At 56.1% G+C, this 22,183-nt stretch carries 22 protein-coding genes and 1 pseudogene; 13 read left to right on the top strand and 10 right to left on the bottom strand.

Features of this window, described 5'->3' with window-relative positions; genetic code table 11:
• Window positions 1-28: 28 nt before the first annotated feature.
• From FHW17_RS10040 to FHW17_RS10030, 3 genes are all read right to left on the bottom strand, one after another.
• Window positions 29-286 (bottom strand): hypothetical protein, encoded by a 258-nt coding sequence (locus FHW17_RS10040; protein WP_091881120.1) that lies wholly within the window; start codon window positions 284-286, stop codon window positions 29-31.
• 103 nt (window positions 287-389) lie between these two features.
• The gene (locus FHW17_RS10035; protein WP_234528013.1) at window positions 390-725 is read right to left on the bottom strand and encodes a TIGR02301 family protein; all 336 of its coding nucleotides are present in this window, start codon (window positions 723-725) and stop codon (window positions 390-392) included.
• Window positions 726-842: 117 nt separating this feature from the next.
• Entirely contained in the window at window positions 843-1,274 is a 432-nt protein-coding gene (locus tag FHW17_RS10030; RefSeq protein ID WP_182509753.1) for an NUDIX domain-containing protein, read from the bottom strand.
• A gap of 400 nt (window positions 1,275-1,674) precedes the next feature.
• Here FHW17_RS10030 and FHW17_RS10025 point away from each other — a divergent pair, with 400 nt between their 5' ends.
• Together FHW17_RS10025 and FHW17_RS10020 are read left to right on the top strand one after the other, a co-directional pair.
• Complete coding sequence (locus tag FHW17_RS10025) at window positions 1,675-2,439, top strand: SOS response-associated peptidase (RefSeq protein ID WP_113096125.1); 765 nt, start codon at window positions 1,675-1,677, stop codon at window positions 2,437-2,439.
• 41 nt (window positions 2,440-2,480) lie between these two features.
• The gene (locus FHW17_RS10020) at window positions 2,481-3,095 is read left to right on the top strand and encodes a LysE/ArgO family amino acid transporter (RefSeq protein WP_112524366.1); all 615 of its coding nucleotides are present in this window, start codon (window positions 2,481-2,483) and stop codon (window positions 3,093-3,095) included.
• Here the strand turns inward: FHW17_RS10020 and FHW17_RS10015 are convergent.
• The gene (locus FHW17_RS10015; protein WP_162700235.1) at window positions 3,072-3,239 is read right to left on the bottom strand and encodes a hypothetical protein; all 168 of its coding nucleotides are present in this window, start codon (window positions 3,237-3,239) and stop codon (window positions 3,072-3,074) included. The two genes, FHW17_RS10020 and FHW17_RS10015, sit on opposite strands and share 24 nt — an antisense overlap.
• A gap of 386 nt (window positions 3,240-3,625) precedes the next feature.
• On the opposite strand from FHW17_RS10015, the gene cysS reads away from it, so the two are divergent.
• The 5 genes from cysS (at window position 3,626) to rarD (ending at window position 8,846) form a co-directional block, all read left to right on the top strand.
• Window positions 3,626-5,083 (top strand): cysteine--tRNA ligase, encoded by a 1,458-nt coding sequence (cysS, locus tag FHW17_RS10010; RefSeq protein ID WP_182509752.1) that lies wholly within the window; start codon window positions 3,626-3,628, stop codon window positions 5,081-5,083.
• A 214-nt stretch (window positions 5,084-5,297) separates the two neighbouring features.
• The gene (locus tag FHW17_RS10005; protein ID WP_182509974.1) at window positions 5,298-5,681 is read left to right on the top strand and encodes a DUF559 domain-containing protein; all 384 of its coding nucleotides are present in this window, start codon (window positions 5,298-5,300) and stop codon (window positions 5,679-5,681) included.
• Window positions 5,671-6,165 carry a GFA family protein gene (locus FHW17_RS10000; protein ID WP_112524360.1) on the top strand — a complete coding sequence of 165 codons (495 nt, stop codon included), beginning with the start codon at window positions 5,671-5,673 and terminating at the stop codon, window positions 6,163-6,165. Before FHW17_RS10005 ends, FHW17_RS10000 begins: the two co-directional genes overlap by 11 nt.
• Window positions 6,162-7,775 (top strand): citramalate synthase, encoded by a 1,614-nt coding sequence (cimA, locus tag FHW17_RS09995; protein WP_348643722.1) that lies wholly within the window; start codon window positions 6,162-6,164, stop codon window positions 7,773-7,775. The genes FHW17_RS10000 and cimA overlap by 4 nt, the downstream gene beginning before the upstream one ends.
• Before the next feature lie 111 nt (window positions 7,776-7,886).
• Window positions 7,887-8,846: an EamA family transporter RarD gene (gene rarD / locus FHW17_RS09990; RefSeq protein WP_182509750.1), complete on the top strand. Its 960-nt coding sequence runs from the start codon at window positions 7,887-7,889 to the stop codon at window positions 8,844-8,846.
• A gap of 398 nt (window positions 8,847-9,244) precedes the next feature.
• On the opposite strand, the gene FHW17_RS09985 is transcribed toward rarD, so the two are convergent.
• Both FHW17_RS09985 and FHW17_RS09980 read right to left on the bottom strand, forming a co-directional pair.
• Window positions 9,245-10,243, bottom strand: coding sequence for a CorA family divalent cation transporter (locus FHW17_RS09985; protein WP_182509749.1), 999 nt, complete (start codon window positions 10,241-10,243; stop codon window positions 9,245-9,247).
• A 32-nt stretch (window positions 10,244-10,275) separates the two neighbouring features.
• A complete protein-coding gene (locus FHW17_RS09980; protein WP_112524346.1) occupies window positions 10,276-10,881 on the bottom strand; it encodes a TIGR00730 family Rossman fold protein in 606 nt (201 codons plus the stop codon).
• Window positions 10,882-11,055: 174 nt separating this feature from the next.
• On the opposite strand from FHW17_RS09980, the gene FHW17_RS25355 reads away from it, so the two are divergent.
• The 5 genes and pseudogenes from FHW17_RS25355 to pssA all read left to right on the top strand — a co-directional run.
• Complete coding sequence (locus FHW17_RS25355; protein ID WP_182509748.1) at window positions 11,056-12,339, top strand: LysM peptidoglycan-binding domain-containing protein; 1,284 nt, start codon at window positions 11,056-11,058, stop codon at window positions 12,337-12,339.
• Between the two features lie 122 nt (window positions 12,340-12,461).
• Window positions 12,462-12,797 (top strand): metalloregulator ArsR/SmtB family transcription factor, encoded by a 336-nt coding sequence (locus FHW17_RS09970; RefSeq protein WP_227986933.1) that lies wholly within the window; start codon window positions 12,462-12,464, stop codon window positions 12,795-12,797.
• Window positions 12,798-12,868: 71 nt separating this feature from the next.
• Window positions 12,869-14,698 (top strand): ABC transporter ATP-binding protein/permease, encoded by a 1,830-nt coding sequence (locus FHW17_RS09965; RefSeq protein WP_246706802.1) that lies wholly within the window; start codon window positions 12,869-12,871, stop codon window positions 14,696-14,698.
• A 93-nt stretch (window positions 14,699-14,791) separates the two neighbouring features.
• A complete protein-coding gene (locus FHW17_RS09960) occupies window positions 14,792-15,562 on the top strand; it encodes a phosphatidylserine decarboxylase (RefSeq protein ID WP_348643730.1) in 771 nt (256 codons plus the stop codon).
• Between the two features lie 73 nt (window positions 15,563-15,635).
• Window positions 15,636-16,406: pseudogene (gene pssA / locus FHW17_RS09955) on the top strand (CDP-diacylglycerol--serine O-phosphatidyltransferase); the annotation flags it as partial.
• Between the two features lie 305 nt (window positions 16,407-16,711).
• On the opposite strand, the gene FHW17_RS09950 reads toward pssA, so the two are convergent.
• Both FHW17_RS09950 and FHW17_RS09945 read right to left on the bottom strand, forming a co-directional pair.
• Window positions 16,712-17,716, bottom strand: coding sequence for an alpha/beta hydrolase (locus tag FHW17_RS09950; protein ID WP_246706786.1), 1,005 nt, complete (start codon window positions 17,714-17,716; stop codon window positions 16,712-16,714).
• 31 nt (window positions 17,717-17,747) lie between these two features.
• A complete protein-coding gene (locus FHW17_RS09945) occupies window positions 17,748-18,449 on the bottom strand; it encodes a hypothetical protein (RefSeq protein ID WP_182509743.1) in 702 nt (233 codons plus the stop codon).
• A gap of 121 nt (window positions 18,450-18,570) precedes the next feature.
• Here FHW17_RS09945 and FHW17_RS09940 point away from each other — a divergent pair, with 121 nt between their 5' ends.
• Window positions 18,571-19,650: an AraC family transcriptional regulator gene (locus tag FHW17_RS09940; RefSeq protein ID WP_246706785.1), complete on the top strand. Its 1,080-nt coding sequence runs from the start codon at window positions 18,571-18,573 to the stop codon at window positions 19,648-19,650.
• Between the two features lie 197 nt (window positions 19,651-19,847).
• Here the strand turns inward: FHW17_RS09940 and FHW17_RS09935 are convergent, their stop codons facing one another.
• Together FHW17_RS09935 and purF are read right to left on the bottom strand one after the other, a co-directional pair.
• Window positions 19,848-20,600, bottom strand: a complete 753-nt coding sequence (locus FHW17_RS09935) for an SDR family NAD(P)-dependent oxidoreductase (RefSeq protein ID WP_182509742.1) — start codon at window positions 20,598-20,600, stop codon at window positions 19,848-19,850.
• Between the two features lie 17 nt (window positions 20,601-20,617).
• Window positions 20,618-22,078, bottom strand: coding sequence for an amidophosphoribosyltransferase (gene purF, locus FHW17_RS09930; RefSeq protein WP_091881116.1), 1,461 nt, complete (start codon window positions 22,076-22,078; stop codon window positions 20,618-20,620).
• Window positions 22,079-22,183: the final 105 nt, after the last annotated feature.

The raw sequence follows: 22,183 nt of genomic DNA, 5'->3' as shown, positions 1-22,183 counted from the left end.
AGAGCATTTGTGACAGGAATGCTCTGAATTATTGCAGAATGCGATTCGATGAGAACTCGCCTGCAGAAATACGTTCACGCAGCACCTCAAGCAAGGCCAATGCGGACACTTCCCCGTTATCACGGATCAATTCGGTCAATGCGGTCGCAAAAGCAGCTTCGGCCATAATCTCGGGCTCGATACCTTCAAGCGTGCCATCTGCCCAGACTTCATTCTGATATTCGATCGCAACCAGCTTTTTTTCTTCTGCAACCAGCTTATCAAGGTCTGCCGATGTCATGTTCATGATTATACCATCCTTGGCCGAAACCAATTCTTACACTGCCGCTAAACAATACCATAAGTTTTGCTTAAAATGCGGTCCATTGGCTTCAACAGTTAAAGCCTGGTTAATTTCCATAGCCCGATATGATCTCCGAAGAAAGCCTTTCTCCCTCGGTCTGGTAGCGGTCAATCGCCGCAATCGCCTGGCTCGTACACGTCGTATAGGTCTCGGTAAAAGTCCGGTAGCCTCGGTTGAAACTGGCAATCAGCCGCGCCTTCCGGGTAGGGTCCGGATTCTCCGCCGCCAGCAGCGAATCCATCCGGTCGCGCCATTGGCTGCTCTTTTCGCCGCACAGGTTGCGCAGTGAGTGAATCGAGCCCAGCACCTCAGCCAGACGGATCAGTTTTGTTTCATACAAGGGATCAACCGCATAGGCGGGCACTGCGGTGGCGATTGCCAACAGAAATGCTGATATCAATGCTCTGCAGCGCACGTATTAACCCTATGGTGGTGGATTCCCCGCTGATGGTTGTGACTGGAAAGCAAGGCGTCTTCAAGGCGCAATAGGCGGCAACCCTCAACTTTTAAAGTTTCGGGTTAATGTATCAGCCATTTCAAGCACGCTTGGCGTAACGTCAAAAGCCGCCATTTCCTCGAATTTCAACCAGTGAACCGCGGCGGCATCATCGGCTGCAACCGCTTCACCCACGGGATCGTGGGCCAGAAAGACCGCCAGATGATAGGCTTTTGGTGCAGGAAATTCGGGCGTTGAATAATCAAAGACGACAGTATCGAGATAGGAAACCTCGGTCGCGATTATGCCGGTTTCTTCGAACAGTTCACGAATGGCCGCTGCGTCAGGTGCTTCTCCCTCCTCGCGCCGTCCGCCGGGAAAGGCCAGCCAGCCCTTGGAAGGTTCACGCCCGCGTTCGACCAGAAGGAACGCTTCGTTGCGGATGCAAACCGCCGAAACACCATCAACAGTGGGGGAGAGGGGAATCTGTGCCATGGGTTAGGGGTATGCCGGGAGAGCGTTTTTGACAAGGGTGGGTGGATGGTGTGGTTCGTGGTTCGACAAGCTCACCATGAGGGAGAGGGGTGATGCAATGATAATCGCAAAGATTGCAGAACTTGACTCTCCACCTCCACCTGTTTCCCGCATCACCCCCATCTGTTCCCGTCATCCTCGGGTCAAGCCCGAGGATGACGGAGAGAGGTGGGGGGCAAGGGGAGCCAAGTTCTGCAACCTTTGCAATGCAATCTTTGCAATTGGAATTGCATCCTCACTCTCCCTCATGGTGAGCTTGTCGAACCACGAACTACACATCATATAGATTAATTGTATCCACCTTGACCCGGCATGGAAAAACCGGAAGATCACCATTCCAATTCAAATAGGCTTTCATTGCATGTGTGGACGTTTTGCCCTCCTCGGAACCCCGGAAGAGATTGAAGCCCTGATGGGCACGATGGATGTGGAGGCATTTCCCGCCCGCTATAACATTGCGCCGACACAGCCGGTGCTGATGATTGTTTCCGGCGAAACACCACCGCCCGGCAGCAACAGGCCGGATCGCCGCGCGCTGCTGGTGCGCTGGGGGTTCATTCCGGGCTGGGTCAAGGACACCGCCAATTACCCGCTGATGATCAATGCCCGTTCGGAAACAGCCACTGACAAGGCGTCGTTTCGCGCCGCCATGCGCCATCGCCGCGCGCTGATCCCAGCCTCGGGGTTCTTTGAGTGGCGCCGTGATGGCAACAAGAAATCGCAGGCCTTCTGGATCAGGCCCAAACATGGCGGTGTCATCGCCTTCGCCGGACTTTACGAGCCATGGGCCAATGCGGAAGGTTCGGAAATGGATACGGGCGCAATCCTGACCACCAGCGCCAATGAAACCCTGCGCCCCATCCATGACCGTATGCCTGTTGTCATCGAGCCCAAGGATTTCAGCCGCTGGCTCGATTGCAAGACGCAGGAACCGCGCCACGTTGCCGATCTCATGAAACCTGCGCAGGCGGATTTCTTTGAAGCCATCCCCGTTTCCGATAGAGTGAACAAGGTTGCCAATATGGGGCCGGATATTCTGGAGCGGGCTGTCGAGGGGATGGCGGAGATCAAAAAACCGGCGCGGCAGAAGCCGCCAGAGTCTGATGATCAGATGAAGCTCTTCTGATCCCCCTGTTTCAAGCTTTCTTCAATTTCAGGATTTTCCCAATGTTTTCCGCCGCTCTGTCCGGTTTCCTTCTCGGTGCCTCATTGATTATCGCCATTGGCGCACAGAATGCCTTCATTCTGCGTCAGGGGCTTTTGCAGCAGCATGTTTTCATTCTCAGCCTGATCTGCGCCCTATCCGATGCGCTGCTGATCACCGCTGGCGTGGCCGGACTTGGCACACTTATCGCCCAGTCACCCAAGTTGATCTCGTTTGTCACGCTGGGTGGTGCCGCATTTCTGTTCTGGTATGCATCCGTGGCGTTTCGCCGTGCGCTCAAGCCCGAGGCCATGCAGGCGGCAAAGGCAGGTGAGGGGTCTTTGAAAACCGCGATAGCCACGGTTCTGGCGCTGACATTCCTCAATCCGCACGTTTATCTCGATACGGTGGTGCTGCTTGGCGGCCTGTCGGCGCGTTTCGAGGGTGTCAATCGCGCGGCTTACGGTGGTGGCGCTGCGGTTGCTTCGTTCGTCTGGTTCTTTGGTCTCGGTTATGGCGCGAGGCTGTTGCAGCCGGTTTTTGCAAAGCCGGCCGCATGGCGCGTGCTTGACGTCCTTATCGGCCTTGTGATGGCCGGGATCGCCCTCAGCCTGTTAGTCCGTTTCCTGCACGGTTGAGGCAAGGTTCAACAGTGGCCGCTGGCGTGGCTTGGTCAAAACGGCGGCCTGAACGGCTGCCGGGCCAATCGCACGATATTGTGCGGCCAGATGATCGGCGAATACGGTGTCGCGGGCTTTGGCCGCTACGGAAGTGTTGGTCATGGGTCCGGTCCTGTGTCGCGGGGACAATTCCCCGGTGATCTCGGATGCAGGAATCCCGGTCAATTGGGCCGGAAAAAAGGCACTTTCCGGGAGGATTTTGGGCTTTCCGGTTAATTTGGATTAACCAATTCAAAACTGATAAATTTGTCACAGGTGACTGCCGACAGCTTGCGCTTGACGTCGCGCTTCCGCTCAACCATAAATGCAATCATGAAAACGTCGTCCGTAACGATTATTACCTGTCGGATTATTATCAGCTAGCGCTTCGCTGGCCCCGGCCGTTTTCGTCTCAAAATTTGATCCAAAGATGTGAAACGCACCGGTCGCCAGACCAGCGTAATGATATGCGTATTCACCATTGAAACCTTAAATTTGAGATCAGAGACATGCCGCACAGACTGAGCCTTTACAACACGCTCACCCGCACGAAGGAAGACTTCGTGCCGATCGATCCGAAAAACGTGCGCATGTATGTCTGCGGCCCGACTGTTTATGACTATGCCCATATTGGCAATGCGCGCCCGGTCATCGTGTTTGATGTGCTGTTCCGGTTTTTGCGCCATGTCTATGGCGAGGCGCACGTTACCTATGTGCGCAACATCACTGACGTTGACGACAAGATCAACGCGCGTGCCGCACGGGACTATCCTGATTTGCCTTTGAATGAGGCTATCCGGGTCGTCACCGACAAGACCAATGCGCAATTTCAGGCGGATGTGAAGGCGCTGGGCAATCTTGAACCATCCGACCAGCCACGGGCGACCGATTACATCAAAGAGATGGTTGCGATGATTGACCGTCTGGTGGAGCGGGGCGTCGCCTATGTGGCCGATGGCCATGTGCTGTTCTCGCCGTCGGCGATGAACATGCGCAACGGCCCGCGCTATGGCCTGCTCGCCCGTCGTTCATCCGATGACATGCTGGCCGGGGCTCGGGTTGACGTCGCATCCTACAAGCGCGACGAGATGGATTTCGTTTTATGGAAGCCATCCAAGGTTGATGAGCCGGGCTGGCCTTCGCCTGCGGGGATTGATGGGCTGGGACGTCCGGGCTGGCATATCGAGTGCTCCGCCATGGCCATGGCCAAGCTTCTGGAACCATTCGGCGGCGGGCTTTATTGCGATGATCCGATGAAGAACATCTTTGACATCCATGCGGGTGGCATTGATCTCGTCTTTCCGCACCATGAGAACGAGATCGCACAGTCATGCTGCGCTCTGGGTACCGAGCGCATGGCCAATATCTGGATGCATAATGGCTTTCTGCAGGTCGAAGGCCAGAAGATGGCCAAGAGCGCCGGTAATTTCTTCACGATCAATGAGCTTTTGGAAACCAAAGTCTTTGGCGACCGCAAATGGCCGGGTGAGGTGCTGCGCCTTGCCATGCTGATGACCAATTACCGCGAGCCGATTGATTTTACCGTCAACCGGCTGGAGGAAGCCGAGAACATTCTGGTCAAGGCACGCGAATATGTGGGCGATGCTCCTGTCGGGACGATTCCGGATGATGCGATCACCATTCTGTCGGATGATCTGGCGACACCAAGCCTGATCAACTGGCTGGCGTCCATCCGCAAATCCGGCTCGGTGAGCCCGGAAGATTATTACGCTGCTTTCGCACTGCTCGGTGTTGATGTGGCTGGGCAAACGGCTGCCAATCTGTCCGATGCTTTCAAGGCTGAACTTGATGCAAAGATAAGCGAGCGTCTGGCTCTACTCGGCGCAAAGAGCTTTGCCGAGGCTGACCGCATCCGCGATGAACTGTTGGAAAAGGGCATCCAGCTCAAGGACGGCAAAAATCCCGAAACCGGCGAGCGCATGACAAGCTGGGAGGTGAAAAGGTGAGTTTGACATCGTTACACCCCCCTCTGTCCTGTCGGACTCCGGGGCGAGCCACGGGTCTCGCCCGTCCTTCGGACCCCCCACAAGGGGGGAGATCACATTGGCATCAACGCCTTTGCACAACAGGGAACGTCTCAAATTTCGCGAAGGCCATACTGAAGGCTGATCTCCCCCCTTGTGGGGGAGATGTCCGACAGGACAGAGGGGGGTGAGCACCATGCCATCACATACCCCCGTCTCTCCAAAAATTCGTGGCAATGCCAAGTCAATGCGCAAAGCATTGACCGATGCTGAATTGAAGCTTTGGAATGCGGTTCGCGCACATCGGCTGATGGGAATGGCCTTTAAAAGGCAAATGCCTATTGCCGGGTATATTGTCGACTTTGCCTGCCCTACACGTCGATTGATCGTGGAGGTAGATGGCTCGCAGCATGGTCATGACATTGATCTGAAATACGATCTCAACAGAACCCAACGTTTGGAAGCGGATGGCTGGACAATGCTGCGTTTCTGGAATGATGATGTTTTGCGGGATATTGACGGCGTGTGCCAGCATATCGTCAGCGTTGCGCTGAATGGGAGCCAGCGACATGAGTCTTGATAACAAGCCCGTTTACACCGGGGGCTGTCAGTGCGGCGCCATTCGGTTTCGCATCGAAGGTGCGCTGACGGATACCTCCATCTGCCATTGCCGGATGTGTCAAAAGGCATTTGGCAATTTCTATGCGCCGCTGGTTTCTGTCGGTACAGCACATCTGCAATGGACGCGCGGCGAGCCAAAGCGTTTCCGTTCGTCCAATCACGTCCAGCGTGGTTTCTGCGAAAGCTGCGGCACGCCTTTGACCTATGAGGCACCTGATGGCGTGGCGCTTGCCATTGGTGCTTTCGATCACCCGGAGGAGCTGGCGCCAATCGTGCAATGGGGCATTGAGGACAAGCTGCCCTATGTCGATGATTTGCATCGTCTGCCCGGCCATCGGTCTGATGCCGATCTGGAGTCAGCCGGGTTCCTGAAAACAATGAAGTCCAACCAGCATCCCGATTATGATACGGATGAATGGCCGCTGGGGGAGGCGGGCAAGTGAAAAAAGAACGCGTTTATCTCTTCGACACGACATTGCGCGATGGCCAGCAGACGCCGGGCATCGATTTTTCGGTTGAGGACAAGAAAGTCATTGCCGATCTGCTGGATGAATTCGGCCTTGATTATGTTGAAGGCGGCTATCCCGGCGCCAATCCCACCGATACGGCATTTTTCGCGGAAAAGCGCACCAGGCGGGCAAAGTTTGCCGCATTTGGCATGACCAAACGCGCTGGTGTTTCCGTCTCCAATGATCCGGGCCTTGCGGCGCTGATCGGCTCCTCGGCGGATGTGGTCTGTTTTGTCGGCAAAAGCTGGGACTATCATGTCCGTGTCGCGCTTGGCTGTACCAACGAGGAAAATCTGGAATCCATCGATGCATCCGTGAAAGCAGCCGTTGCGGCAGGCAAGGAAGCCATTGTCGATTGCGAGCATTTTTTCGATGGCTATAAGGCCAACCTTGAATATGCCATGGCCTGCGCCAGAACGGCCTATGAGGCGGGCGCGCGCTGGGTGGTGCTGTGCGACACCAATGGCGGCACGCAGCCCAATGAAGTCAGCGAGATTGTTCGCGCCGTGACCAAAGTCATACCGGGTGATCACCTCGGCATTCATGCGCACAATGATACGGAGCAGGCGGTTGCCAATTCACTCGCAGCAGTGGATGCAGGCGTGCGCCATATTCAAGGCACGCTGAATGGCATTGGTGAGCGCTGCGGCAATGCCAATCTGATCACCATCATCCCGACGCTGGCGCTCAAGCCCGCATGGTCGAGCCGTTTCGAAACCGGTATCAGCCCGGAAAAACTGAAGGGCCTCACACGCCTGTCGCGCAGTTTTGACGAGCTGCTCAACCGTGCTCCCAATGCGCAGGGGGCTTTTGTCGGCACCTCGGCTTTTGCGACCAAGGCTGGCATTCATGCCTCGGCGCTGATCAAGGAGCCCGCGACTTACGAACATGTGCCACCGGAAACAGTCGGCAACCGGCGCAAGGTCATGGTGTCGGATCAGGGCGGCAAGTCCAACTTCATCAATGAGCTGGAGCGGCGTGGTATATCCGTTGCCAAAAACGATCCACGGCTCGATACGCTGATTGCACTGGTCAAGGAGCACGAAGCGGAAGGCTATGCCTATGAGGGTGCTGATGCGAGCTTCGAGCTTCTCGCCCGCCGTACGCTTGGCACAGTGCCTGAGTTCTTCAAGGTGGATTCCTTTCGCTGCATGGTCGAGCGCCGCTTTGATGCCAATGGCAATATCAAGACTGTCTCGGAGGCCGTGGTCCGCGTTGAAATTGATGGCGAGCATCGCATGTCCGTTGCCGAAGGGCATGGCCCTGTGAATGCGCTCGATCTGGCCCTGCGCAAGGACATGGGACGCTACCAGAACGAGATCAATGATCTGGTGCTGGCAGACTTCAAGGTGCGTATCCTCAATGGGGGCACGGAAGCCATTACCCGCGTGCTGATCGAATCGAGTGACTCCAGCAATGTGCGCTGGTGGACGGTGGGTGTTTCCGACAACATTATCGATGCGTCGTTTCAGGCACTTATGGACTCTGTCGTCTATAAATTGATGAAAAATCGCGATCTTGCCGGCAAAATTGCTGCTGAGTAGTCAGGTTTCCATGATTTTCATTCAAATTGGCTCAAAACATCAAGAGCCTTGATGGAATGATCAGTGGAATTCAATGGACGTTGTGGGGCGATAAGCATAGATCATCGCCCCATGAGCGAACAGATTAATCAAAGCAGCCTTGGCGCTGGAACAATAGTGACTGAAGCACAACCGGGAATGTCCGATGGCAGGAAGGGCTTTATCTTTGCGCTTTCTGCCTATCTGCTTTGGGGCATCCTGCCGTTTTATCTGAAGGCTGTTGATTACATGCCAACCCTTGAGGTTGTCTCGCACCGCATTGTCTGGTCGGTGCCAATTGCTGGCGTCGTCCTTTGGTGGCTTGGCCGCTTCGATGATCTGAAAACCGCGTTCAAGACGCCGCGCATGTTGGCCATGGCGACGTTGACGGCAACGCTCATTACCATCAATTGGGGCACCTATGTCTGGGCCATCGGCGCGGGGCACGCGGTTGATACGGCGCTCGGCTATTACATCAATCCGCTGGTGAATGTCGTGCTCGGCAGTGTTTTCCTGTCGGAAAGGCTGACGCGCCCGCAGATGGTTGCCATTGCTCTGGCGGCTGGCGCTGTCCTGCTATTGACGATTTCATCCGGTGGCTTGCCATGGATTTCGTTGGTTCTGGCTTTCAGCTTTGGTTTTTACGGCTTCTTCCGCAAGACGCTGCCCATCGGGCCAACACAGGGTTTCATGCTGGAAGTGCTGATCCTGTCCGTTCCGTCGCTCTGTTTCATTTTCTGGACGATAGCACAGGGAACAAGCCATTTCGTCAATGGCAGCAGCCATGACATCGGGCTGTTGCTGTTTGCCGGTCCCGCCACGGCCATTCCGCTTATTCTTTATGCTTTTGGTGCCAAGCTCCTGCGCTACACCACCATCGGCCTGATGCAATATCTTGCGCCGACCATCGTGTTTTTGTGCGCCATCTTTGTGTTTGGCGAGCCATTCTCCCATGAGCAATTCATTGCCTTCGCGATGATCTGGGCGGCGCTGGTGATCTACACCTGGTCCATGCTGCGTGAATCGCGCAAGGTGAAGGCGCTAGCCGTTTAATCAGTATCATTACTGGTGTGCCCTGGTGCGCGGTTCGTGGTTCGACATAACAACCATGAGGGAGTTGGGTGATGCAACGATAATCGCAAACGTTGCAAATCAAAAAGGTTGCAGAACTTGGCTCCCCACCCTCAACACTCACCTCCGTCATCCTCGGGCTTGACCCGAGGACCCATGGCTAACAAGGTCAAACTAACCTGAATGCTTGGCGCTCTTAATTGTGGGTCCTCGGGTCAAGCCCGAGGATGACGGGAAGAGGTGGGTGGTAAGGGGAGCCAAGTTCTGCAACCTTTGTGATCTGCAACTTCGGCGATTATCATTGCAATCCACACACTCCCTCATCCTGAGCTTATCGAAGGGCGCATATCCGGTGATGCAGCCTGCAAAGCCCATCCAGCTTATCGCCCCGAGCCACCGATCTTGCGCACAAGCAGATAAACCATCCCTGAGATAATGAGCGCAAGCAACCCAACGATCCAGAAGCCATGCGGGTTGTTGGCAAAGGGCAGGCCAGCTGTATTCATGCCAAACAGGCCCGTTATAACAGTGCTTGGCAAGAGAACCGCCGTCATTACGGACAAGACGTAGAGAAACCGGTTGGACTGGTCGGTCAATTTGGCCAGAAGTTCGTCCTGCAACAGTCTCGCGCGTTGTTGCAACTGTTCGCCTTCCGCATGCAGCGTGGCGGCGCGGATTGACAGTCCCTCAATCAGATCGTCAAGATCCTCAGGCAGTGCTCGCCGGTCCGCATGGTCGATGTGGCGGAACAGACTGGTTGCGGCGGTGAGATAGCGATGGAAAACCACAATCTGGCGGCGCACCGGCACCAGCCGCTCACGCTCACCCTGCCAGTTCTCACCAACGATATGATCTTCGATGGAATCGAGCGTTTCGGAAAGCTGGGTGATTTCAGCCTTCAGGAGATCAAGGAAGCGCCGGAAGATGGCACTGAACAGCGCTATGGGCGAGGCGGGCTTGGTCTTGCCGCGATTGATGGATTGGCGCACATCATCGACCGACTGCAGCGGATGGCGGCGGCCACTGATGAAAAGGCTCTTGTTGAAGGCAAAGCGGAAATAGCCAAGTTCACGCGGATCGCCATAATGTTCGTGTTGCAGATCGGGCAATTCACCGAAGAGCCATCCATCCTCATAACTGATCTGGCATTGGTCGCCGGAGGAGAGGAACGCCTCGCGTACACTTTCCGATAGGGCTTTGTCCGTTTCGAGACTGCGACGCGCCCGCGCATCAGCAAGCGCGTAACTTTTCCATGTCCACGCCCTGTCAGCTGTAGCGACCGGCTCAACAAGCAGCGAACCGTCGGCACCAAAACTGAAGGCAATGACAAAATCATCATTGTTGAGACGTTTTGCGTCCGGTTGGGGATCTAAGCTCAATGTTTGAACCATGAAATCCCCGTTCCTTTCAGCTACAGCCGTTCGATGATTGCTTCGTCGCCGTCCCGATCACCCTTTGCTGCCGCATCAAGGATCGCCGGAACAATATCTTCCGCATGGTCTACCACAAGCGGATTGACCAAATGTGACGTATGGACAAAACCTTCGGCCTTCATGTGATCGATAAGCGCCAGCATCGGATTCCAGAAACCGTTAATATTGGCAAAAACCATCGGCTTGCGATGACGTCCAAGCTGCGCCCAGGTCATGACCTCGACAATCTCTTCCACCGTGCCGATGCCGCCGGGCAGGGTGACGAAAGCATCGGAGCGTTCAAACATCCTGTGTTTGCGCTCATGCATATCCTCGGTGATGATCAGCTCTGACAATTGGCCAAGCGCATGTTCGGTGGCTTCCTTGTTCATCAGGAACTTCGGAATGATCCCTGTGACCTTGCCGCCTGCGGACATGACGCCATCTGCCACGGCACCCATAATGCCTTTGGTGCCGCCGCCATAAACCAGTTCAAGCCCGTTTTCGGCGATGGACTTGCCCAGTATCTTGCCGCTCTGTTTGTAAATCGGATCACGGCCCGGAGAGGAGCCGCAGTAAACACAAATCGATCGAATCTTGCTCATTTGGAAAGTGGTGCCTCCTGCCTTGCGAAACGTCAAGCTTCTGCAGATGCGACAAAAGTTTCGAATTGCCATTTCAGTCTAATAATCACAGGGAATAAGGCTGAATTTAAAGGGTTTTCTTGTAGCAAGGTAGAAAAGGCGCTAGACCAAAAACATCAAGAGGGTCGGGGAATAATGATCAAGAACAAGTTTGCACTGCTGGGATTTGGAGTTGTTGTCGCTTTGGGTCTGGTTGCCGCCTATCTGGGGTTTGTTCCGGGTAAGCCCACTCCCGGTGCGCCCGTTGTGACAGCCGATGGAACAGCGCCTGCGCCGGCTGCTCCAAAGCCAGCCGAACCGGCACAAAAACCAGCCGAACAGCCGCAAGTTGCTGCACCTGCCCCGGCGACATCTGCTGATGCGACAACGCCCGCCGCCGGAACGGCGCCAGCACCCGCGGATGTATCTCCCGCAAAGCCAGGTGTGCCCGCTTTTGATGTTCTGCGTGTTGATCCCAAAGGGACGATCGTTATTGCCGGTAAGGCAGCAAATGACGGTAAAGTCGATCTTCTGGCGCGCGGGCAAGTGATCGGCAGCACCAAAGCCTCGCCGTCAGGCGAATTCGTTATCGTTCTCGATGATCCGTTGAAGCCCGGCGATTATCAGCTTGTGCTGCGCTCAACTGCTCCGGATGGCAGTGCAATGACCTCGCTTGAGACAGCGATTGTATCCATTCCGGAAACCAAATCCGGGCAGGTTCTGGCGCTGGTCGAACAATCGGGCCAACCGAGCCGTATGATCACCAAGCCTGAAGTGCCCGCACAGGCCGCTTTGAATGCGCCAGCCACAATGGCGGCACCCACCGGCGATAAGCCGGTCAAGCAGGCAGCTGCCAAGGCCCGCATTGTCGTCGAAGCTGTTGAAATTGAAGGCAGCAAGCTTTTCATCGCTGGCATTGCCGATGCGGGTTCAACGGTCAAGCTCTATGCCAATGACGATCTCATTGGCTCGACCAAGACAGGTGCAGATGGACATTTCCTTGTACAGACCACGCGCGATTTGCCGGTGGGTGACTATATCATTCGCGCCGATATGGTTGAGAAAGATGGGGTAACAGTCATTGCGCGGGCCGCCGTACCGTTCAAGCGCGAAGCCGGTGAACGTGTATCGGCCATTGCGCCTGCACCAGCCACCGAAGCTCCGGCGACAGCGCCGCAGGCTTCAACCGAAACAGCGCCAGCAGCTGGAACCGAACAGGCTCAGAGCAATGACACCGGTGCGGCGCTCAAGAATGTCGATGGTTCCGTCATCATCCGGCGCGGCGACAATCTCTGGACGATATCCCGCCGCACCTATGGTGAGGGAACCCGCTACACGACGATCTATCTTGCCAACAAAGAGCAGATCCAGAACCCGGATGTGATTTTCCCCGGTCAGGTTTTTGCCCTGCCTGAAAAAGACAAGACGGCGCCGCAATAGAATTATCTGCTCGAGGAAGGCCGTCTTTGCGCAAAGGCGGCCTTTCTTTTATCCTTGCATTAGAAAGTTATATCGTTTATCGCCGATGAACGATGAAATGCAGCAATCGATTTCAACAGGCAATGTCTGATGTGGAGACGGCGCGGATACTGACCGCGCTTGCCCATCCGGCCCGCTTGCGCATTATCAGGCAGCTTGCCGGGATGAATACCTCCTGCTGCAAGGATATTGTCGCCACGCTTGATCTGGCGCAGTCGACCGTATCGCAACATCTGAAAATACTGGTTGATGCCGGACTGGTGAATTACCGGCAATCAGGTCAGAGTTCCCATTACAGCATCAATCCGGACGCGTTTGCCGATGTCGCCGCCCTTGTCAGCGATATGGCCAATCTTTGCTGTCCACCCGATATTATTGTGCCGGCAGCGCGGGTAAACGCTGCGGCCATCAAGGAATAACCGTGGCTGAAAAAACCGTCTCTTCCGAGTCTGGCAAAACACTCCAGACCATTCGCAATCTTTGGGACTATATGTGGCCCGATGAGCGACCTGACCTGAAAATGCGGGTCGTCTGGGCATCGTTTTATCTGCTGATTTCCAAAATTGTGCTCATTCTGGTGCCGTACTTCTTCAAATGGGCAACCAATGCGCTGAATGGCAAGTTCGTGGCCTCCGATCTGGTGCCGCTCATTCTGGTGGGCCCGCTCATGCTGGTTGCCGCCTATAACGCGGCGCGGATCATTCAGGCTGGCCTGAACCAGCTGCGCGATGCATTGTTTGCCAGCGTCGGGCAATATGCGGTGCGAAAACTTGCCTATAAGACCTTCGTCCATATGCACAATCTGTCGCTGCGCTTCCATGTGGAACGGCGCACGGGCGGTCTGTCGCGCATTATTGAGCGTGGCACCAAGGGCATTGAAACCATCGTCCGGTTCACCATCCTCAATACGGCACCGACGATCATCGAATTTCTGATGACCGCCGTGATTTTCGCCTTTGCTTACGGCCTGTCCTATCTGGCCGTAGTGGTGGCAACGGTCTGGCTTTATACGTGGTTTACGATCCGTGCCAGCGACTGGCGCATCAACATCCGCCGCGACATGAACGACTCCGATACGGACGCCAACACCAAGGCGATTGACTCGCTGCTGAACTTCGAGACGGTCAAATATTTCGGCAACGAGCAGATGGAAGCCAAGCGTTTCGACGCGGCCATGGCGCGTTATGAAATCTCGGCAACCCGCATCTGGACATCGCTTGGCTGGCTGAATTTTGGTCAGGCCGTCATTTTCGGTATCGGCATGGCTGTGATGATGATCATGTCGGGCAGGGAGGTTCTGGCTGGCACGCAGACCCTTGGCGATTTCGTTTTCATCAATGCCATGCTGATGCAGCTCTCGATCCCGCTCAATTTCATCGGCTTTATCTATCGCGAAGTCCGGCAGGGCCTGACGGATATTGAGCAGATGTTCGACCTTCTCGATGTGGAACAGGAAGTCACTGACAAGCCTGATGCCAAGCCGCTGGTTATCGAGCGGGGTGCGGTGCGCTTTGACAATGTGATGTTTGCCTATGATCCGAAGCGTCCAATCCTGAAAGGGGTGAGCTTCGAGGTACCCGCTGGCAAGACCGTCGCCATTGTCGGCCCGTCCGGCGCTGGCAAATCGACATTGTCGCGCCTGCTCTACCGCTTCTACGATATTCAGGGCGGATCGATCAGCATTGATGGTCAGGATATCCGTGATGTGACGCAGGAGAGCCTGCGCGCGGTGATTGGTATGGTGCCGCAGGATACGGTCCTGTTCAATGATACCATCGCCTATAATGTCCGTTATGGCCGCATCACGGCGAGCGAAGAAGAAGTGCGCAATGCGGCTGATCTTGCCCAGATCGGCAGTTTTATCAAAAGCCTGCCCGAGGGCTATGACGCCATGGTCGGCGAACGCGGGTTAAAACTCTCAGGCGGCGAGAAGCAGCGGGTTGCGATTGCCCGCACCATTCTCAAAGCGCCGCCCATCCTGATCCTCGATGAGGCGACCTCGGCGCTCGACAGCGCCACCGAACATGAAATTCAGGCGGCGCTTGATCTCGTCAGCCGTGACCGCACGACGCTGGTCATCGCCCATCGTCTCTCAACCATTATCGGCGCTGATGAAATCATTGTGCTCAAGGATGGTGTGATTGCCGAGCGGGGAAGGCATACGGCACTTCTGGCAGAGAACGGCCTTTACGCCTCCATGTGGAACCGTCAGCGTGAAGCAACTGAGGCTGAAGAGCGTCTGCGCAAGGTGCGCGAGGAGGACGATCTTGGCGTCGTCGTGCGCGGCAAGCCAGCTTTGGATGTCGCCGTCGAACCTTAAAACGTCGCGCCCAGCAAAACCCGGCCAATGAATAATTCTGCTGATGAATTGTCCAGGCCGGGTTGAAAGGTTTGCTCCCGCTGCCAATCTCCGATAAGTAACGCGCAATTCCGGTGGCGCGTATATGCTGCCGGGCGAGTATTTGGCGCTGTCAGGAACAAACCAATGAGCCTTGTCGATTCCATCCGCAACACGCTGGTACCCATCCACCGGGAGGGTTATCCGTTCATCGCCGGTTTTGCCGGTGTGACCGTGGTTCTCGGCTATTTCTGGGAACCCCTGTTCTGGATCGGCCTCATCCTCACGGCCTGGTGCATCTATTTTTATCGCGATCCGCAGCGCGTGACACCCACGGACGACAAACTGGTGATAAGCCCCGCCGACGGCCTTGTTTCCGCGGTTGGTCCCGCGGTTCCGCCGCGTGAGCTTAATCTTGGCGACCGGGAAATGACCCGCATTTCCGTGTTCATGAATGTGTTTTCGTGCCACATCAACCGCGCGCCAGTGCGCGGCCGCATCACGACAATCGTTCACAAGCCGGGCAAATTCCTCAATGCTGAACTCGACAAGGCCAGCGCCGAGAATGAACGCAACGGCCTTGTGATCGACAGCCCCAACGGGCAGGTCGCGGTTGTGCAGATCGCCGGTCTGGTTGCCCGCCGTATCGTCTGCTGGGCGGATGAAAACAATTCCATTTCGATTGGCGAACGCTTTGGCCTGATCCGCTTCGGCTCGCGCGTTGATGTCTATCTGCCAGAAGGTTTTGCCCCGCGCGTTGCGGTTGGTCAGACAGCCATTGGCGGTGAAAGTGTGCTTGCGGAATTCGGCGGCGAGCCCAGCGCTCTGCTGGTCCGTATCAGCTGAGGCGCGCGGCATGAGCGAAGCTGATACCGATCCGCTGTTTGACGATAAGCCTGAGGTGAAGGAGCCGACAGGCTCGCGCATTCCCATGCGCTATCTCATTCCCAACGTGATCACGGTTCTGGCCATCTGTGCCGGCCTTACCGGTATCCGGCTGGCCTTTGAGAACCGGTTTGAGCTGGCAGTTTCGATGGTTCTGCTCGCCGCTTTCCTTGATGGCATTGACGGGCGCATTGCCCGCATGATGAAGGGCTCGACGAAATTCGGTGCGCAGATGGATTCGCTTGCCGATATTGTCAATTTCGGTGTCGCACCGGCGCTGGTTCTCTATGCTTATATGCTCGATCAGGCCCGGTCCTTTGGCTGGATCGCGGCGCTGCTTTATTGCATTGCCTGCTGCCTGCGCCTTGCCCGTTTCAACGTGATGCTGGATGTGGTCGGCAAGCCGTTGTGGCAGAACAATTTTTTCACCGGCGTTCCGGCCCCTGCGGGCGCGATGCTGGTGATGCTGCCTGTCTATCTCGGCTTTTTAGGGCTTGCTCCAACACGCCCGCTGGCCTTTGCCGGTGCAGCCTATACGGTGGGTGTGGCAATCCTGATGATCAGCCGCCTGCCTGTTTTCAGCGGCAAGGCCGCTGGAACGAAACTGCGCTCTGACTGGGTAATGCCGAGCTTTCTGGCCATTGTTGTCTATGTTGCTTTCCTGATGAGCTATACGTGGGAAACACTGACGCTGACGACCATCGGCTTCTTTATCACCCTGCCATTCAGCGCCCGGGCATGGAAACGCCACGAAGCTGCTGATGCCGCTGCCGTTGCTGTTTCAGAGACGCCAGCAGCTCCCTGAGAGTGGACTGCAAGGTTCTGTGGTTCGCTGGTTGTTCGTGGTCATGGTGAGTGGTTCGTGGTTCGTGGTTCGACAAGCTCACCATGAGGGACATACCTTCCCGTCATCCTCGGGCTTGACCCGAGGACCCACAATCTTAAAACGCAATGCCTGCTGATTTGTTTGAACTCTTTAGTCATGGGTCCTCGGGTCAAGCCCGAGGATGACGAGGAGAGGTTTGCGCCTCATGGTGAGCTTCCTGAGCTTGTCGAAGGGCAAACCACGCACCACGCTGCTGAGGCTTTGCATCCTCACACACCACCTCCCTATTTGCTTGGTTCCTTACCCATCAAATGCGTCTGGAAAAACGCCAGGACATCCGTATTGAACTGCTTATGGAAGGCTGTGCGGTCAAAGCCCGGCGCATCGGTGCAGAGTTCTCCGTCGCCAGAGTCTGCAACGAGTTTGGCAAAGGCCTCGGAGCAGGGTGGCAGGAATGAGAAATGGCCGGAGTTTGCCACGAGGTGATAGTCGGGCTTGACTGGCAAGCGTTCTGCGACGGCGGCTGCATCGGCAGGGGATAGACCGTCGCCGCCATATGCTGAACCCCAGAGTTGTACGGGTACGGTCACACGGCCTAAACTCTCCGGGGTGAACAGGCTGCCGCCCGCCGGATCGGCAATGACAGCGGCACGGATGCGCGGATCGGCGGTCAGTGGGGCAATGGCACCGGCGCGGATTTGTTCGCAGAAGCGATTTCCCGGATAAACAGGGCAGTTGTCGAGCAGTTTCTTCCAGTCGGGATTGCCGCCGATCATGCCAAGCCCGGTAAAGCCGCCTCGGGAAAAACCGAAGAAACCAATATGGGCCATATCGATTCGAAAATGATCCGGCCATGACGCCAGCAGAAAGTCCAGCATATGCGTCATATCAACGGGGCGTTGGGTCATTGAGGCGATATCGCCGGGGTCGCGCGTTTTGGAACGTCCGCCGTCTCTTGGATGATTGATGGCGGCGACAACAAAGCCCGCATCGGCAAGCTTTTCCGCAAGGGTGTGGAAATTGCCGTACCAACCCCCGACGCCATGTGAGATGACGATGAGTGGGAGTTTTTCGCCCGTCAGGGGACAGTCCTTCACGGCTGTTGAATAATCAAAGCCAATATCCACCGGCGCTGGTTCACCGGTACAGGGGTACCACACCGCCGCATCCAGTGCAGGACCACGGCTATCATCTGGCACATCAATGAATTGCAGCCCTGCTGCGGATACCATTTGCAGTGTAGCCATGGTGAAACAGGCTGATAATACGGCAAGCTTGAGCATTTTCATGATGGTGTTCCTTGATTGATGATTGATAGGACTAGCGGATCGTCACGCGGGCATAGTTGCTTTTGATCACGATGGAGGGTTTGGCGCCGGGCGTGCTGTCCCGTTTGCTGTCGATGAACGAAGCCTTGGCATCCACGGTGTAATTGATCGGCACATCACCGCCGAAGGTGAAGGACGCATCGAGCGCATGGGAATCAAGCCGGATCGTCTCGGTGTTGCTGATATGGGCAAAACGCAAGTCGCTGCGCACTGCATCGCCTGAGATATCGACGTTGGAGGCATGGCCATCCAGTGAGAAATCAGCCGCATGGCCTTTTACAAACACATTGCCGTATTCACCGGTAAGCCGGGCGGATAGCGCCGCTTGCTCAATGTTGATGCTGGCATTTGCTGGCAGGTTCGCGCGGATCGAGACTTCGCAATCGGAGAGGCTGAGAAATGGTGCGTTCACCACGTGGATGAGCAAGGTCTGATCCCTGATCTCCATGGTCGTGCGGGTGGCGCATTCATTGGAAAACCAGCTTGAAGACCAACCGGAAAACCAGCCGGAGCGGGTGCTGATAATGCGTGCCTGATAGGGCTCGGTGTTGCTTGTAGCAAATTCGATGCGGCTTGCTTCGCCTGATATGGCGACCCTGTTGATCTGCCCGATATCAAGCAGCGAACCGGCCTGTGCCGCACTTGGCGTTATCGTTCCGAAGAGAAACAGAATGGCGGTGAGAAGGTTTAGCATGGTGCGCTCCTGATGATTGGCGTTGGAGCCACAGGGGGGCCTTTTCACCGTTATCTCGACCTTGATCACAATTCAGGTCGTCCGGGATCGCGTTTCAGGACATAGTGCGGGCAGTCAACTCATGCCGGACATCTTCATGCTGTTTGTTCCATTGCCCTTTGTGGTTGCTGTCCTGCTCGTCGTTCTCCTGATCCAAATGATCAGGCGCAATGATGGCAGCGTTACAAATCCATTCTTTCTGGCTTTGATTTCGGTCTATGCCTTGCAATCGGTCGTGATCGGTGTCCGCTGGGGTTATAATATGCTGGAGATATTGCCACTGCAGGCGGTTCTTGCGGTCATCATTGCAACGCTCGCATGGTTGAGCTTTGAAGGCCTGCGCACCGAACGCCCTCCAACAAAGCGTCCGCTTCTCCTGCTGCATGTCTTGCCAACATTGCTGATCATTGGCCTGATCGCTTTCTGGCCCGCGCCGATATCTCTGACGATCATTGTCATTTTTGCAGGCTATGGAATTGCGCTTTGCCGTCTGGCATGGCGCGGACCCGATGCACTGGGCTCATCCCGATTGGATGGCGTTATCAGTGCCTACAGGGCGCTGCAGATCACAGCTTTTGCCATCGCCAGTTCTGCAATCATCGATGTTGTCATCAGCTGGGATTTTGCCGAGTCAGGCGGCACGCATTCAGGCCGCATCGTTGCTATTGGCAATGTGCTTGCCATGCTGGTTCTGGGTGCGGCGGCGACGGTTGCCGGGACCAGCCGACCGGAGGAGCGCATTGACACTAGCGCGGAAGAGGGCGCTTTGCCGGTGGCTCCGAGCGGTGAGGATACGGATATCGCCACCGCGCTCGACAGCCTGATGCAGTCACGTGAACTCTACCGCGATGTTGATCTTAATCTGAACCGCCTTGCCCGCAAGATGGGCCTGTCAGCCCGGCAGGTTTCCACTGCCGTCAACCGGGTCAAGGCGATGAGCGTCTCGCAATATGTGAATGACTTCAGGGTAAAGGAAGCCTGTCGTCTGCTGGCTGATACGGAGCTATCAGTTACCAACGTCATGTTTGATGCCGGGTTTCAAACCAAATCCAACTTCAACCGCGAGTTCCTGCGCGTTACCGGTCTGAGCCCGAAGGCATGGCGGGCCAATGCTCTGGCGCGGGATAACTCAGGTGGGACGGTTATTCGGTTGGCTGGGTGAGTGGTGAGTAGGGAGTAGGGAGTAGTTCGTGGTTCGACATAACAACCATGAGGGAGAGTGAGGCTGTAAGGGAGCCAAGTTCGGCTATCTTTGTGATCTGCAATCTCGACGATTATCGTTGCATCACCCAAGTCCCTCATGGTGAGCTTGTCGAACCACGAACCACGAACTACTCGCTACTCACTACTATCCACTCACTAACTCGGATTGTTGTAGCCCAGCAGCTTACCGGCGCGCACATCATAGAGCTTGCCCGTATCATCAATCTTCGGATCAAGAATGAGGGCGATCTTGGCGGCAACTTCGGCGGGTGTTGGCAAAGTTTCGGGGTCTTCGCCCGGAACAGCTTGCGCGCGCATCGCGGTGCGGGTTGCGCCGGGGTTGATTGAATTGACGCGCAGCTTTGTCTGGCGGGCTTCATCGGCCCAGCTGCGGCCCATCACCTCGACAGCGGCCTTGGAAGCCGCATAGGGGCCCCAATAGGCGCGGGCCGAATGTGCAGCGCCCGATGACAGCAGAAGCGCGCGGCCCGCGTCAGAGAGCTTCAGCAGCGGGTCTGTGGTGCGGATCAGCCGCCAGACACTGGAAACATTGATATTCATCAGCTTGTCGAAGACTTTTGCTTCCACATGGCCAATCGGAGAAATCGTGCCGAGAACACCCGCATTGGCAACCAGAATGTCGAGTTTGCCCCAGCGCTCATAGATGGAGCCGCCGAGCCGGTCGATGGCGGGCATGTCGGTCAGATCAAGCGGAACCAGTGTCGCCGAGCCGCCGGCGGCGGTGATTTCATCGTCGAGTTCTTCAAGCCCGCCCACCGTGCGGGCAACGGCAATCACATGCGCACCGCGCGCTGCAAGTTCTTTGGAAAGGAAATAGCCAATGCCGCGGGATGCGCCGGTTACAAGCGCAAGCTTGCCGTCCAGCCGAAAACTGCCGTCAGAAATCATGAATGGAAACTCAACCGTTAGCCGTTATTTGCGAGAAGCGCGAACTGGCGCACATTGCTGATACCGTCCCGGTCAACAAGCCGGGTCGGATAATCGCCAGTGAAGTAATGATCGGTGAACAGCGGCGAACTTGCGTCGCGCGGCGCTCCGCTGACCGCCCGGTAAAGCCCGTCAATCGACAGGAACTCGAGCGAGTCTGCACCGATATATTTGCACATGGAGGCAAGCGTCGCATGCTGGTTTGCCAGCAGCTTGTCCGCATCCGGTGTGTCGATGCCGTAAAAGTCAGGATGATAGATCATCGGGCTGGCAACACGGATATGCACTTCGCGTGCGCCCGCATCGCGGATCATCTGGACGATCTTGACCGAAGTGGTGCCGCGCACGATGGAATCATCCACCAGCACAACGCGCTTGCCTTCGATCACTGCCCGATTGGCCGAATGCTTCAACTTGACGCCGAAAGCCCGGATCGACTGGGTTGGTTCGATAAAGGTACGGCCGACATAATGGTTGCGGATGATGCCGAGTTCGAACGGAATGCCGCTCGCCTGCGCAAAGCCGATTGCAGCAGGGGTGCCGCCATCGGGAACCGGAACCACAACATCGGCTTCCAGCGGTGCTTCCTTGGCGAGATTAACGCCCATATTCTTGCGCGCCGTATAGACATTGCGGCCACCAACCACGGAGTCAGGCCGGGCGAAATAGACATACTCGAACAGGCACATACGCTCGGGCTTCGGATTTTGCGGCTTGAAGGCCTCAATGCTGATCGAACCGTCAGCCTGAATTTCGCAGACAACCACTTCGCCGTTTTCAATATCGCGGACAAACTTCGCGCCGATAATATCAAGCGCGCAGGTTTCGGAGGCAAAGATTGGCTTTCCGTCCAGATCACCCATGACGAGCGGACGGATGCCAATGGGGTCACGCGCCGCAATCAGCTTGGTGCGGGTGAGGGCGAGCATCGCATAGCCGCCTTCCATCTGGCGGATCGCATCAATGAAGCGGTCTGACGATGTGGTGCTGCGCGAGCGGGCGATGAGGTGCAGGACAACTTCCGTATCGGAATTGGACTGGCAGATGGCACCATCAGCGATGAGCTTGCGCCGCATGGTCAGGCCGTTGGTGAAGTTGCCGTTATGGGCAATGGCAATGCCGCCGATTTCCAGTTCCGCAAACAGCGGCTGGACATTGCGAAGCGCAGGATCGCCGGTTGTGGAATAACGCACATGGCCGATGGCCCGATCACCCGGCAATTGAGCCAGTGTCGCAGGATTGGTGTAATGGTCGCCGACGAGGCCCATACGGCGTTCCGAGCAGAACTGCTTGCCATCATAGGAGACGATACCTGCCGCTTCCTGCCCGCGATGCTGCAGGGCGTGCAGCCCCAGCGCCGTCAGCGTTGCGGCATCCGGATGCCCCAAAATGCCAAACACACCGCACTCTTCATGCAGTGTGTCGTCGTCAAGGGACATGAGAGGGGTCTCATCACGAAAAATGTCGGTCATTACCGCAAGCCTTTCGCCGCAGATTCAACTGTAAGATCTGTCATTCCATTATGCCACACTATGTGGGGTATT

The organism is Phyllobacterium sp. P30BS-XVII (genome assembly GCF_014138335.1).
GTDB lineage: Bacteria > Pseudomonadota > Alphaproteobacteria > Rhizobiales > Rhizobiaceae > Phyllobacterium > Phyllobacterium meliloti.
The sequence above is the reverse complement of the archived record's forward strand: the minus strand, read 5'-3'. Positions and strand labels throughout refer to the sequence as shown.

Coding starts and splice junctions, on each gene's coding strand:
- FHW17_RS10040 (WP_091881120.1), bottom strand. CDS start 286: ATGAACATGACATCGGCAGACCTTGATAAGCTGGTTGCAGAAGAAAAA.
- FHW17_RS10030 (WP_182509753.1), bottom strand. CDS start 1,274: ATGGCACAGATTCCCCTCTCCCCCACTGTTGATGGTGTTTCGGCGGTT.
- FHW17_RS10025 (WP_113096125.1), top strand. CDS start 1,675: ATGTGTGGACGTTTTGCCCTCCTCGGAACCCCGGAAGAGATTGAAGCC.
- FHW17_RS10020 (WP_112524366.1), top strand. CDS start 2,481: ATGTTTTCCGCCGCTCTGTCCGGTTTCCTTCTCGGTGCCTCATTGATT.
- FHW17_RS10015 (WP_162700235.1), bottom strand. CDS start 3,239: ATGACCAACACTTCCGTAGCGGCCAAAGCCCGCGACACCGTATTCGCC.
- cysS (WP_182509752.1), top strand. CDS start 3,626: ATGCCGCACAGACTGAGCCTTTACAACACGCTCACCCGCACGAAGGAA.
- FHW17_RS10005 (WP_182509974.1), top strand. CDS start 5,298: ATGCCATCACATACCCCCGTCTCTCCAAAAATTCGTGGCAATGCCAAG.
- FHW17_RS10000 (WP_112524360.1), top strand. CDS start 5,671: ATGAGTCTTGATAACAAGCCCGTTTACACCGGGGGCTGTCAGTGCGGC.
- rarD (WP_182509750.1), top strand. CDS start 7,887: ATGAGCGAACAGATTAATCAAAGCAGCCTTGGCGCTGGAACAATAGTG.
- FHW17_RS09980 (WP_112524346.1), bottom strand. CDS start 10,881: ATGAGCAAGATTCGATCGATTTGTGTTTACTGCGGCTCCTCTCCGGGC.
- FHW17_RS25355 (WP_182509748.1), top strand. CDS start 11,056: ATGATCAAGAACAAGTTTGCACTGCTGGGATTTGGAGTTGTTGTCGCT.
- FHW17_RS09970 (WP_227986933.1), top strand. CDS start 12,462: ATGTCTGATGTGGAGACGGCGCGGATACTGACCGCGCTTGCCCATCCG.
- FHW17_RS09965 (WP_246706802.1), top strand. CDS start 12,869: ATGTGGCCCGATGAGCGACCTGACCTGAAAATGCGGGTCGTCTGGGCA.
- FHW17_RS09950 (WP_246706786.1), bottom strand. CDS start 17,716: ATGAAAATGCTCAAGCTTGCCGTATTATCAGCCTGTTTCACCATGGCT.
- FHW17_RS09945 (WP_182509743.1), bottom strand. CDS start 18,449: ATGCTAAACCTTCTCACCGCCATTCTGTTTCTCTTCGGAACGATAACG.
- FHW17_RS09940 (WP_246706785.1), top strand. CDS start 18,571: ATGCCGGACATCTTCATGCTGTTTGTTCCATTGCCCTTTGTGGTTGCT.
- FHW17_RS09935 (WP_182509742.1), bottom strand. CDS start 20,600: ATGATTTCTGACGGCAGTTTTCGGCTGGACGGCAAGCTTGCGCTTGTA.
- purF (WP_091881116.1), bottom strand. CDS start 22,078: ATGTCCCTTGACGACGACACACTGCATGAAGAGTGCGGTGTGTTTGGC.